The following is a 12,142-nucleotide window of genomic DNA, read 5'->3' on the forward strand; positions in this document are numbered from 1 at the left end:
AGACATGAGCGAGAGCACCACCATCCGCTGGGAGCAGGACGCGACCGGGATCGTCACCCTCGTCCTCGACGACCCGAACCAGTCCGCCAACACCATGAACCGGGCCTTCCGGGCCTCGATCATCGCGATCGCCGACCGCGTGGAAGCCGAGAAGGACTCCATCCGGGGCATCATCTACACCTCCGCCAAGAAGACCTTCTTCGCCGGCGGCGACCTCAAGGACATGGTCCAGGCGGGCCCCGAGAACGCCCGGGACATCTTCGACGCCGCCCTGGAGATCAAGAACGCGCTGCGCCGCATCGAGACCCTCGGAAAGCCCGTCGTCGCCGCGATCAACGGCGCGGCCCTCGGCGGCGGCTACGAGATCGCCCTCGCCTCCCACCACCGCGTCGCCCTCGACGCCCCCGGCTCCAAGATCGGCCTGCCCGAGGTCACCCTCGGCCTGCTGCCGGGCGGCGGCGGCATCGCCCGTACCGTCCGCCTCATGGGCATCACCGACGCCCTGCTCAAGGTCCTGCTCCAGGGCACCCAGTACGCCCCGAAGCGCGCCCTCGACAACGGTCTCGTCCACGAGGTGGCCGCCACCGCCGAGGAGATGATGGACAAGGCCATCGCCTTCATCGACGCGCACCCCGAGTCCCGCCAGCCCTGGGACGTCCCCGGCCACCGGATCCCCGGCGGCACCCCGTCGAACCCGAAGTTCGCCGCCAACCTGCCGGCCTTCCCGGCCAACCTGCGCAAGCAGCTGAACGGCGCGCCCTACCCGGCGCCGCGCGCCATCATGGCCGCCGCCGTCGAGGGCTCCCAGGTCGACTTCGAGTCCGCGAGCGTCATCGAGAGCCGGTACTTCACCGAGCTGGTCGTCGGGCAGACCGCGAAGAACATGATCCAGGCGTTCTTCTTCGACCTCCAGGCCGTCAACTCCGGCGCCAGCCGCCCCCAGGGCATCGAGCGGCGCCCGGTCCGCAAGGTCGCCGTGCTCGGCGCCGGCATGATGGGCGCCGGCATCGCGTACTCCTGCGCCCGCGCCGGCATCGAGGTCGTCCTCAAGGACGTCTCCGCCGAGTCCGCGGCCAAGGGCAAGGCCTACAGCGAGAAGCTCTGCGCCAAGGCCGTCGCCCGGGGCCGCACCACCCAGGAGAAGGCCGACGCGCTCCTCGCCCGCATCACCGCGACCTCCGACGTCCAGGCCCTGGCCGGCTGCGACGCCGTGATCGAGGCCGTCTTCGAGGACACCTCCCTCAAGCACAAGGTCTTCCAGGAGATCGAGGGCGTCGTCGCCCCCGACGCGCTGCTCTGCTCCAACACCTCGACCCTGCCGATCTCCGTCCTCGCCGAGGGCGTCGAGCGGCAGACCGACTTCATCGGTCTGCACTTCTTCTCGCCCGTCGACAAGATGCCGCTCGTCGAGATCATCAAGGGCGAGCGGACCGGGGACGAGGCGCTCGCCCGCGCCTTCGACCTGGTCCGGCAGATCAACAAGACGCCGATCGTCGTCAACGACTCGCGCGGCTTCTTCACCTCCCGGGTGATCGGCCACTTCATCAACGAGGGCGTCGCCATGGTCGGCGAGGGCATCGAGCCCGCCTCGATCGAGCAGGCGGCCGCCCAGGCCGGCTACCCGGCGAAGGTCCTCTCCCTGATGGACGAGCTGACCCTCACCCTGCCCCGCAAGATCCGCAACGAGACCCGGCGCGCGATCGAGGAGGCCGGCGGCGCCTGGGCCACCCACCCGGGCGAGGCCGTGATCGACCGCATGGTCGACGAGTTCGGCCGCCCCGGCCGGAGCGGCGGCGCGGGCTTCTACGCGTACGCGGAGGACGGCAAGCGCGGCAGGCTCTGGCCCGGCCTGCGCGAGCACTTCACCAAGCCCGGATACGAGATCCCCTTCCGCGACATGCAGGAGCGGATGCTCTTCTCCGAGGCCCTGGACACCGTCCGGCTCCTGGAGGAAGGCGTCCTGACCTCGGTCGCCGACGCCAACATCGGCTCCATCATGGGCATCGGCTTCCCGGCCTGGACCGGCGGAGTCCTCCAGTACATCAACGGGTACGAGGGCGGTGTCGCCGGCTTCACGGCCCGCGCGCGCGAGCTGGCCGCGACCTACGGCGAGCGGTTCGACCCGCCGGCGCTCCTCGTCGGGAAGGCCGAGCGGGGCGAGGTCTTCACCGACTCCTGAACGCGGCGCGCAGCTCCTCGCGGAGCGAGCGCTGGAACGCCGTGACCAGGGCCTGGACCACCATCGGCTGCATATGGGCCGAGAGCGACCGCATCGCGTTCAGGTGGTCCGGGTCCTCGGCGCTCTCCCGGTACGGGTTCCACACCTCGTCCCGGAAGAGCCGGGACAGCTCCTGGGCGGCTGACCGCGCGTGCTCCACGAGGACCGCGCGGGAGGCGAGGATCGTCTCGTGCTCGATCGGCACGTCGAGCAGCTCGACCCCGAGCCGCAGCAGCGTCCCGTCGAGCCGGAAGGCCTCGCTCCCGGGGATCCGCTCCAGCACCCCCATCGCGGCGAGCCGCTCCACGTCCCGCTCGGCGAGGGGCCGCCCGGCACGCCGCTCCAGCTCGCGCAGGGTGATCTCCTCGGCGGACTCGGGCGCCCAGGAGGCCACCAGGGCCCGGTGGATGGCCAGGTCCTGCTCACTGAGATCGGCCGGCAACTGCTCCAGGTACCGCTCGATCGCGGCCAGCGTCATGCCCTGCCGCTGGAGCTCCTCGATGAGCGCGAGCCGCGCCAGATGCCCGGGCCCGTAGTGCCCGACCCGGCGGGCCCCGATGACGGGCGGCGGCAACAGCCCCCGGGTCCCGTAGAACCGCACGGTCCGCACCGTGACCCCGGCCCGCGCGGCCAGCTCGTCGACCGTGTAGCTCGGCTCGTGCTCCTCGTCGCTCCCGACACCCATCCGAGCCGCCTCGCTTCCCCTGCCGGCGACCCGCCTGTCCGGGCCACTTGAACAGTATTGCTGTCTCACCAGCCGTGTAAAAGGGTGGTGTCACTGTCAGTGGTACCCCGTAGCGTGATCGGCATGAACGGGATCACGTACGTCCAGGGGGACGCGACCGCACCGCTCGGCGAGGGCGTCAGGATCATCGCTCACGTCTGCAACGACGCCGGGGGCTGGGGCAGGGGCTTCGTCATCGCGGTCACGCGCCGCTGGCCCGAGCCGGAGAAGGCCTTCCGGCAATGGCACCGTGATCGGGAGGGGAACGACTTCGGTCTCGGCGCGGCCCAGTTCGTCCGGGTCGAAGCCGAGGTGTGGGTGGCCAACCTGGTGGGCCAGCACGGCATACGCACCGTGCGGAACACGGCTGTGCCCGTGCGGTACGGGGCGATCGACGCCGCGCTCGGGCTGCTCGCCGACAAGGCGGCCGAGCTGGGGGCCTCCGTCCACATGCCGCGGATCGGCTGCGGGCTGGCGGGCGGTACCTGGGACGAGGTCGAGCCCCTGATCGTGTGCAGGCTCGTGGACCGGGGGATACCGGTCACGGTGTACGACTTCGACGCGTAAGGGGCGCGGAGGCGGGCCGTGGCGGGCACCGCGGACGGCGGGGGCTAGAGTCGGCGGCTGTTCGAATCGGGGGAACGGCAACGGGAGAGTCAGATGTACGCGCAACTCAGGGAGACGGCCGTCGAGTTGGCCGGAGTCCTGTGGCGGGAGCACACCGTCTACCGGGAGCGGGGCGGTGGGGTGGTGATCCGGGGCGAGCATGTTCGCCGGTGGATCAGTCTCGCTCCGACCGGAGGCAAGGACAGGGCGCTGCTGCGCGCCGGGCGGATCCTCGACGGGGGGACCACCGCGCCGGCCCGGAGCGAGGTCGTCGTCGACCTGACGGCCGGGACGGCGGAGCTCGCGACGCTCTGCCGGCGTCTGCTCGCCGACGTCGCCGCCATAGCCGAGGCGGACCTGGGGCCGTCCCGCGCGGGACGGCCGGGCCGTGAGGGCAAGGCGGGCAAGGCGGCCAAGCCCGGCAGACCCGGCAGGCCCGGAAAGCAGGCGAAGCCGGGGCGGGCGGCGCGTGCCGCCCGCCCCGGCCGGCCCCGTAAGGAGCGGCACACGAGCCCCGGCTCGTGGTTCGTCCTGCTCTGCGTCGCAGGGGTCCTCGGGGTGTGGCTCTACAGCCTCTTCGGCCGGGCCGGGTACTGAGACCCTCCGGCCGCTCCGGTCAGAACCCGGTGACGGGGTAGTGGTCGGAGAGGTTGGTGTACGTGTACCGCGTGCCCCAGCTGGAGACCGTCCACGGGGCGCTCTCCTCCAGGACCACGTGGTTGGTCCAGCCGGCGGGGCGCGCGTTCCCGGCCCGGTAGAGGACGTAGTCGAGGTCCTCGCGCGGGTCGTCCGGGTAGCGCTCGGAGGCGATCGAGTTCAGCTCGGTGTCGAAGGAGTACGGGTGTCCCGTGCGGGCGTCGGCCCCGACCAGGCCCGCGTCGGCGAGCATCGTGCCGTACTCGGACGTGCGCGAGTCGACGTTCATGTCGCCGGCGACGATCACCTGCTCGTTCGCCGGGATGTTCTTGGCGTCGAGGAACGCGTCCATCGCCTTGAACTGGCGGCTGCGCATCTGCGCCGCCTCGCCCGCCGAGCAGCCCGGGTCGGTGGACTGGGCGTGGGTGCCGACGACGTGCACCCGGCTGCCGTTCACGTCCAGGACGGTGTAGACGAAGCCCTTGTTGGAGTACCAGTCGGCGCCGCAGGCGTCCTTGTAGACGTACTGCTCCTTGCGGACGATCGGCCACTTGCTGAGGATCGTCACCCCGCCGTCCTCGGGCGTGGTCGCGGAGTAGGCGCCGCTCGTGGCGTCCCAGCCGGTCTTGCTGCGGCCCATGACCGGGGTCTGGTGCGGGTACTGCGCGGCGGCGTTCGCCTTGAGCGCGTCGGAGGAGGAGTTGTCGAAGGCCTCCTGGATCACGACGACGTCCTGCCCCTGGAAGAAGCCGGCGGCGGGGATCGCCTTCGCCCGGTGGTCCTGGCCCCAGTTCGGGTACAGCGCCTTGGAGAAGAGGAACGTGTTGTACGTGAGCACCTTCAGGCGCGGTGCCTCGGCGGCCGTGGCGGAGGCGCCGCTCGCGGCCGGGGCGGCCGCCGCAAGGGTGGCGGCGGCGAGCGCGAGCGAGAGGGCGGCGCCGGGGGCGCGACGGAGTGCGGCGAAGGACAAGGGAACTCCCATGAGGGCGTGGGGGGTTGGCCTGGCGCGCACATACAATCAGCCGTAGTTACCTTCCGGTAGCCTTTGGGTGCCGGGAATCTTGCCGAACTCGCACAACCGCGCCAACTCTCTGGCCGGTGTCTGAATTGTCCCCTTTTGAACCAGGTAGAATGCGCGCATGACCCTCGCGAACTCCACAGTCTTCAAGATGGACCTCGGTCCGCTCAACCCCGTCTGGGCCGAGCTCATCCTCGGCGTGGTCCTGTTTGCACTGACCTTCCTCATCCTGGCGAAGGGCATCCTGCCGAAGATCCGCCGCACGCTCGACGAGCGTGAGGACGCCATCGACGGCGGCACCGAGCGCGCCGACGACCTCCGCGCCGAGGCCACGCAGATCCGTGAGCAGTACGAGGCCGAGCTGGCCGAGGCCCGTCACGAGGCCGCGCGCATCCGCTCCCGGGCCACCGAGGAGGGCTCGGCCGCCATCGCCGCCGCCCGCGCCGAGGGCAACGCCGAGCGCGACGCCATGATCGCCGCCGGTGCCGCGAAGATCGCCGCCGAGCGCGAGGCCGCCGAGCGCGAGCTCACCGCGGACGTCGACGCCTGGGCCCACGCCCTCGCCGCCCGTATCGTCGGCGAGCCGGTCGGCGCCGACCGCTCCTGAACCCACGCTTTCCACGAAGGGGCCGTTCCCCGGGCAGCAGTAAGCCCGAGGGACGGCCCCTTCGCCATGAGCGCGGCCTGGGCATCTACTGGACGTGTACCGGATGTGTGAGGAGAGCAAGCGCATGAGCCGCCCGCAGGAGGAGTCCACCGCCCCCGTGCCGCCGCCCGTCGGCGGGGTCCTGTGGAGCGTCGCCGGCGACGTCCGGGGGCTCCTGATGCTGCCCGCCGCCCTCGCGATGCAGGTGGCCCACCCCGCGATCGGCGCCGGCGTCGACGAGCACTCCGTCTTCCGTACCGACCCCTGGGGCCGAGGCGAGCGCTCCCTGCGCTCGGTCCAGCTCTGGGTGTACGGAGGCGAGCAGGCCGCCGAGGAGGGCCGCCGGCTCCGGCGACTGCACCGCGACATCCAGGGCACCGACGCCCACGGCCGCAGGTATCACGCCCTCACCCCCGCCTACTACGCATGGGTCCACGCGACCGGCTTCCCCGTCTACCGGTACGGTCTCCGCCTCCTCGCCCGCCCCCTCACCGAGGCCCAGGAACGGCAGCTGTACGCCGAGTGGCTCCGGGTCGGCCACGTCCTCGGCATCCACGACCGGGACATGCCGCAGACGGTCGAGGCGTTCTGGCCGTACTACCGGAAGGTCCTCGCCGAGGAGCTGGAGGCCACCGTCGTCGTCCGGGAGCTGCTCGACCCCGACCTGCCGGTACCGGCCCCGGACCGGGGCCCACTGCCGCTCCGGCTCGCCCTCCGCCTCCTCTGGCCGGCCCTCCGCCGCCCCTTCCTGCGGCTGCGGGCCTTCCTCACCGTGGGTCTCATGCCGCCGGACGCCCGCGAGGCCATCGGCCTGGAGTGGACGGACGCGCAGGAGCGCGCGCTGCGCCGCTTCGCCCGGGTCGTCCGGGCCGTGGTCCCGGTCCTGCCCGAGAGGCTGCGCTACCTTCCCCTGGCCCGGAAGGCGCGCGGGGCCGCCCGCCGCGCGAAGCGCTGACGGACGGCCCCGCTCACCCGACCGTCAGTGGTCGTGGACCGTGTTCGTCACCGCGATCTTCTTCCACGACTTCGGCTGCACGGGACGGGGAGCCGCCGACCGCGCCGCCGAACCGGTCACCGGAGCCGCCGCGGAGGCGGACAGGCCGGCAGCGGCCGCCGTCGGCGCGGCCGGCTTCGACGGCTGGAACAGCCAGGTGTCGAAGAGCTCGGCCAGCGGCTTGCCGGAGACCCGCTCCGCGTACCGCACGAAGTCGCCGACCCGCGCGTTGCCGTAGGCGAACTCCTGCGGCCAGCCCTTCAGGACCGCGAAGAAGTCCTCGTCGCCGATCTCGTTCCGCAGCGCCTGGAGCGCCAGCGCGCCCCGGTCGTAGACGGCGACGTGGAACTGGTTCTCCGCGCCCGGGTCACCCGGCTTGACCGTCCAGAACGGGTCCTCGGCCGTCCGGGTGGCGTACACGTAGTCGGCCAGCTCCTGCGCCGTACCCTCGCCCTCCTTCTCCGACCAGAGCCACTGGCCGTAGCGGGCGAAGCCTTCGTTGATCCAGATGTCCTTCCAATCGCGGACCGAGACGCTGTCCCCGTACCACTGGTGCGCCAGCTCATGGACGACGACCGAGACGTTCGCGCCGTTGGCGAACTGCCGCGGGCTGTAGAACGGGCGGGTCTGCGTCTCCAGGGCGAAACCGCTCGTCACGTTCGGCACGTACCCGCCGAGGGCGTTGAAGGGGTACGGGCCGAAGAGCGACTCCAGCCACTCCGCGACCTCGGTCGTACGCTCGATCGAGGCGCGTGCCGCGCCCGCGTTCTCGCCGAGGTCCTTGCTGTACGCGTTGAGGACGGGCAGCCCGTTCGCCGTCCTGTCCGTCGTGATGTCGAACTTGCCGACGGCGAGCGTCGCCAGATAGGTCGCCTGCGGCTTGTTCGAGCGCCAGCTGAAGCGGGTCCAGCCGAGCCGCGAGGACTGCGCCTGGAGCACGCCGTTGCTGATGGCCTGGGTACCGTCCGGGACGGAGACCGAGACGTCGAACGTGGCCTTGTCCAGCGGGTGGTCGTTGGACGGGAACCACCAGGCGGCCGAGTCCGGCTCCTGCGCGGCGACGCCGCCGTCCGGGGTGCGGGCCCAGGCCGACCAGCCGTCGACCTTGAACTCGGAGGGCTTGCCCGCGTAGCGGACGACGACCGAGATCGTCTTGTTCTTCTCCAGCGGGGCGGCCGGGGTGACCTCCAGCTCGTGATCGCCCGAGGTGGTGAACGTCGCGAGGCGGCCGTTCACCCGGACCTCGCTGACCTTCAGACCGAGGTCGAGGTTGAACCGCGACAGGTTCTGCTTCGTCGTGGCGAGGATCGTCGCCGTACCTTCGAGCAGGTCGGTCGCGGGCTGGTACTTCAGCCGCAGGTCGTAGTGGGAGACGTCGTAACCGCCGTTGCCGCTGGCGGGGTAGTAGGAGTCGCCGATGCCCGGGGCCCCAGGGGTGAAGTCGGCCGCCGATGCCGGGATCGCCAGCAGCAGGGAGGCCGCGAGGGCGCTCGGAACGATGATTCTGCGGTGCACAGGTGCTCCCCAAGTCATAAGAAACGTAAGACGCGTGGGTGGTCGTCGGTCCTGACTCGGACCCTATTCAGCACCTCGACACAGCGTCACGTCCAGAGGACCCCCTGTCACACGATCGCCATTCGGCCGAAATGAACCGCCGGACAGCTTCTTTGGCCTGTCCGGCGCTAGGGCGTGTCCGACGATTCCCGCCGGGCCCGGCCCGTCAGTCGCGCGTGTACGCCGAGAAGGGGCGCACTCCCGAGCCCCAGCGCACGGCGACGACCAGGTCCTCGTACACGCGCACGCCCGCCAGTTCGCCCTTGTGCCGGTCCACGTCGCTGCCGGTGTCGATGCTCTCCTTCTCCTCACCGGTGGCGGCGTCGAGCACCACCAGTTCGTCGAGGCTGTCCTGCCGGGAGCCGCCGTCGGTGAGGACGGTCACCCGGCCGCCGGTCACGTCGAGGGCGCGCAGGCCGCCCGCGACGGCCACGTTCTCCAGCCAGACCTGGCTGCCGCTCGCGAGGTCGAAGGCGACCACCCGGTCCCGGTACGACTTGCGCTCTCTGATCTCGGCGCCGGCGTAGAGCCGCCCGTCCGCGACGGTCACGAGGGCCGGCGCATGCGCATGGATGGTTCCGTATCCGCCGGTGGTCTCGATCCGGCCGGCCGCCTTCCCGTCCTCGCCGAAGAGGAGGAAGGCACCCTGCCCGCCCTCCGTCGTCCCGCCGTTCTGCACGACCGGCGGCTCGGCCGACAGCAGGGCCACCTGCCCGTCCGGTGCAGGCGCCGTCCGCCCGCCGAGGGAAGCGGTCCACCGCAGCCCGCCGCCGACCGGGTCGAACGCGGCCAGCCGCAGTTCGGTGCGGCCACAGGCGAGTACGGCGACGACCTGCCGCTCCCCGGCGGCGACCTGCTCGGGCACACAGTCCTCGGGGACAGCGGCCGTCCAGCGCGGGGCGCCGGTCCGCAGGTCGAAGGCGCGCAGCGCCTTCGTTCCGGAGACGGCGGGCCGGGAGTCGGGGGTCCACAGGTCGTCGTCGAGGGCCCACATCTCGTCGGCGTCCCGCAGGACGGCGACCCCGCCACCGACGGCGACCATGTCCGTGAACGTCTCAGTCAGATTTCCCCCGGGGGTGCGGGGCGTGTGCCACCGCTCGCGGCCGCTCATGAGGTCGAGCGCGGCGACCGTCGAGCAGCCCGCGTTCATCACGTTCCCCCGGGCGATCAGGAGGACCGAGCCGGCCGTGCGGCGGCTGACGGCGCAGATGTGCTCCTGCCCGGGCGGGGCGTACTCCCAGCGGACCTTACCCGTCCTCGCGTCGAAGGCGCCGACCGCGTCGTACCGGCTGCGGACGAGCGTCTCGCCGACCAGCCAGGCCCCGTTGCCGTAGTTCCTGGCGCCGTTGTCGACCGGGGCCTCCCAGACGAGGCGCAGCGAACTCCCCAGGGCGGAGCAGCCCGTGACAAGTCCGAGGGCACACAGCGCGGTGACGGCCGCGAGCAGGCGACGGAGCCCGCGCCCCGATCCCCGGCGGCCCGACGGCCACCGCCCCCGCCCGCGTCCCGTGTCGTCGGTCGTGCGCGCTGCCATGCGGATCCCCACCCCTGGCTCGAACGGTCGAATCCCCGTCAGGCTAGAGCACACCTGATCAGCGCCCCGCGGGCACCGGCCCGCTAAGCCATGTCCGATGGGGCGAGTGACGCTGTCGCTGGGAACTCGTTCCTTGGGACATGGGGCGGGGAGATCTTTCGCATGAAGAGTGGGCTCGGCTGGAGCCGCACTTGCCGACGAATCGTGGACGGGGCGGACGCTGGCGATGCCACCGTCGGGTAATCAACGGGATTCTGTTCCGGCAGCGAACCGGCCTCCCGTGGCGGGACCTGCCTCCCTGCTTCGGTAGCTGGAAGACGGTTCACGATCGTCATCGCAGGTGGTCGGCGGACGGCACGTGGGAGAGGATTCTGCGGGCCGTCCAGGCGGACGCCGATGCCGAGGGCCGGATCGACTGGAGCATGGTCAGCATCGATTCCACGACCTGCCGCGCTCATCAGCACGCGGCTGGTGCCTCCACCCGTGCCCCGAAGATCCCGGGTCGGCGCAGGAGCCCGGCGCGGCACCGTTCCGATGAGGCCCTGGGCCGCTCACGAGGCGGGTTCACAAGCAAGATCCACCTTGTCGGAGAAGGTGGGCGCCGCCCGCTCGGGTTTGTCATCACGCCCGGCCAGTGGGGGGACGCACCGCAGATGATTCCCGTCCTGGAAGAGATCCGGGTACCCCGACAGGCTGGTGGACGACCGCGCACCCGGCCCGACCATGTCGGGGGAGATAAAGCCTATTCGTCACGCCGCAACCGGCGTCACCTGCGCAGACGCCAGATCAAGCACACGATCCCCGAGCCGAGAGACCAGCGGGCCAACCGCCGGCGCCGCGGCAGCCAGGGCGGCAGACCCACAGGGTTCGACAAGACGATCTACCGCCGCCGCAACGAGGTCGAGCGGACCATCAACCGGCTCAAGAACTTCCGAGCCATCGCCACGCGCTTCGACAAACGGGCGTACGTCTTCCATGGAACGGTCACCGTGGCGGCGATCCGCCTGTGGCTCCGTCCGGAGTGAAGGGCCCCCGCTCAGAGGTCCTTGGCATCCGGGTAGTGGTGGCGAAGTTCGTTGAGTACGCGCTCGTCGACAGCCCTGACGTCCCACGAGGAGCTGTCGAATTCGGTCAGGACGAGCACCAACTCGTCCCCGGCGAACCCCCGCGCTTCGGCATCGATCAACTGAAGGAATGGGGTCGTCAGCGACAGCAGTGTCAGTGTGTCCATGCCGGCGTCGGCGGACCGTTCTTCCATCTCGACACAGCGAGGATCGACGATCTCGTCGAATTCGACGCGCCACGTCAGGTCCAGGCCGAAGCTGCCGAGGCGAACCAGTAGCTCAGCCAAGGTCACGTAGTGCTTTCCGTGCCAGGCAGGAAACGTGATCCCCTTCATCCCCGCCTCTGCTTCGGCTGTATCGCGCGCCATGTGCCCCCTTCGTTCAGCGAACACTAGGCCACAGCCCTGATCAGCTCACACGACCCATCGGACAGGCCCTAGGTGGCCGGCGAAGGCACCACGCGCGGGCGCAGGACCATGAGCGGACCTTCCGAGGCCGCCACCATGGCGAAGGGGAACCGGTCGACCTCAAGGCAGAGGGCGACGTCATCAGGATGGACTCCTTGACGCACACCCTGCGCCAACTCGGCCGCGGCGCGCGACTCGGCGGCGCGGCGGACGAACTCGGCGGCATCCGTCCCGTCCTCCGTGGCCCTCCGGGCGATGTAGTGAGCACACGCCAGATCCTCGTCGGCCTGCCCGTCCTCGCCGGTGACCACGAACGTGACACCGTCGCTCCCGCTCGTCCGCAGGAGCCGGGCCGTCGCCTCCGCCACCACGAAGCCGGCGCACAGCACCAGCGACGCCTCCTTGACCGCCAGGGCGCCGACCGTCCCCGCCGTGGTCTTCTGCACGACGGTCCGTCCGCCGAGGTCGGCGGAGCGCAGCAGGCCGGGCGAGTTGACCAGATCGAACCCGGGCGCGGCCGGACCGTCCTTCAGTGCCACCCAGTCCGGGTGGCGAGCCTTGAGCGCCAGGGCTTCGTCCAGAGACTCGGCGAGCACGATCCTTTCCGCTCCCCGGGCAAAGGCCCAGGCGGCCACGGTGAAAGCGCGCATGACGTCGACGACCACCGCCACGGACGGGGCTTCGACCAGCTGAGTGATACCAAGGAAACGGGCGTCCATGTCGATCATGATCGTGCACAAG

Annotated in this window: 12 protein-coding genes; 6 read left to right on the plus strand and 6 right to left on the minus strand. The window is 71.1% G+C overall.

The window, feature by feature from the left end; translation table 11 throughout:
- Positions 1–4 precede the first annotated feature (4 nt).
- Positions 5–2,179 (plus strand): 3-hydroxyacyl-CoA dehydrogenase NAD-binding domain-containing protein, encoded by a 2,175-nt coding sequence (locus OG580_RS30250; protein WP_267046816.1) that lies wholly within the window; start codon positions 5–7, stop codon positions 2,177–2,179.
- Here OG580_RS30250 and OG580_RS30255 read toward each other — a convergent pair.
- Positions 2,166–2,903, minus strand: a complete 738-nt coding sequence (locus OG580_RS30255; RefSeq protein ID WP_267046817.1) for a MerR family transcriptional regulator — start codon at positions 2,901–2,903, stop codon at positions 2,166–2,168. The genes OG580_RS30250 and OG580_RS30255 overlap by 14 nt on opposite strands.
- A gap of 123 nt (positions 2,904–3,026) precedes the next feature.
- Between OG580_RS30255 and OG580_RS30260 the strand changes: the two genes are divergently transcribed.
- Together OG580_RS30260 and OG580_RS30265 are read left to right on the plus strand one after the other, a co-directional pair.
- On the plus strand, positions 3,027–3,509 hold the full coding sequence (locus tag OG580_RS30260) for a macro domain-containing protein (protein ID WP_267046818.1): 483 nt from the start codon (positions 3,027–3,029) through the stop codon (positions 3,507–3,509).
- 93 nt (positions 3,510–3,602) lie between these two features.
- Positions 3,603–4,145 (plus strand): hypothetical protein, encoded by a 543-nt coding sequence (locus OG580_RS30265; protein ID WP_267046819.1) that lies wholly within the window; start codon positions 3,603–3,605, stop codon positions 4,143–4,145.
- Between the two features lie 19 nt (positions 4,146–4,164).
- On the opposite strand, the gene sph is transcribed toward OG580_RS30265, so the two are convergent.
- Positions 4,165–5,166 (minus strand): sphingomyelin phosphodiesterase, encoded by a 1,002-nt coding sequence (sph, locus tag OG580_RS30270; RefSeq protein WP_267046820.1) that lies wholly within the window; start codon positions 5,164–5,166, stop codon positions 4,165–4,167.
- A gap of 157 nt (positions 5,167–5,323) precedes the next feature.
- On the opposite strand from sph, the gene OG580_RS30275 reads away from it, so the two are divergent.
- Positions 5,324–5,809, plus strand: coding sequence for a hypothetical protein (locus tag OG580_RS30275; RefSeq protein ID WP_267046821.1), 486 nt, complete (start codon positions 5,324–5,326; stop codon positions 5,807–5,809).
- 124 nt (positions 5,810–5,933) lie between these two features.
- Positions 5,934–6,803, plus strand: coding sequence for an oxygenase MpaB family protein (locus tag OG580_RS30280; RefSeq protein ID WP_267046822.1), 870 nt, complete (start codon positions 5,934–5,936; stop codon positions 6,801–6,803).
- Positions 6,804–6,827: 24 nt separating this feature from the next.
- Here the strand turns inward: OG580_RS30280 and OG580_RS30285 are convergent, their stop codons facing one another.
- Both OG580_RS30285 and OG580_RS30290 read right to left on the minus strand, forming a co-directional pair.
- Positions 6,828–8,357, minus strand: a complete 1,530-nt coding sequence (locus OG580_RS30285) for a M1 family metallopeptidase (RefSeq protein WP_267046823.1) — start codon at positions 8,355–8,357, stop codon at positions 6,828–6,830.
- Positions 8,358–8,562: 205 nt separating this feature from the next.
- Positions 8,563–9,930: a PQQ-binding-like beta-propeller repeat protein gene (locus OG580_RS30290; protein ID WP_267046824.1), complete on the minus strand. Its 1,368-nt coding sequence runs from the start codon at positions 9,928–9,930 to the stop codon at positions 8,563–8,565.
- Between the two features lie 140 nt (positions 9,931–10,070).
- Between OG580_RS30290 and OG580_RS30295 the strand changes: the two genes are divergently transcribed.
- The gene (locus OG580_RS30295) at positions 10,071–10,955 is read left to right on the plus strand and encodes an IS5 family transposase (RefSeq protein ID WP_267046825.1); all 885 of its coding nucleotides are present in this window, start codon (positions 10,071–10,073) and stop codon (positions 10,953–10,955) included.
- A gap of 11 nt (positions 10,956–10,966) precedes the next feature.
- Here the strand turns inward: OG580_RS30295 and OG580_RS30300 are convergent, their stop codons facing one another.
- Positions 10,967–11,362 (minus strand): hypothetical protein, encoded by a 396-nt coding sequence (locus OG580_RS30300; protein WP_267046826.1) that lies wholly within the window; start codon positions 11,360–11,362, stop codon positions 10,967–10,969.
- Between the two features lie 68 nt (positions 11,363–11,430).
- Positions 11,431–12,120: a 2-phosphosulfolactate phosphatase gene (locus OG580_RS30305; protein ID WP_323182633.1), complete on the minus strand. Its 690-nt coding sequence runs from the start codon at positions 12,118–12,120 to the stop codon at positions 11,431–11,433.
- Between the last annotated feature and the right edge of the window lie 22 nt (positions 12,121–12,142).

The sequence above is a fragment of the Streptomyces sp. NBC_00094 genome (assembly GCF_026343125.1).
Classification (GTDB): domain Bacteria; phylum Actinomycetota; class Actinomycetes; order Streptomycetales; family Streptomycetaceae; genus Streptomyces.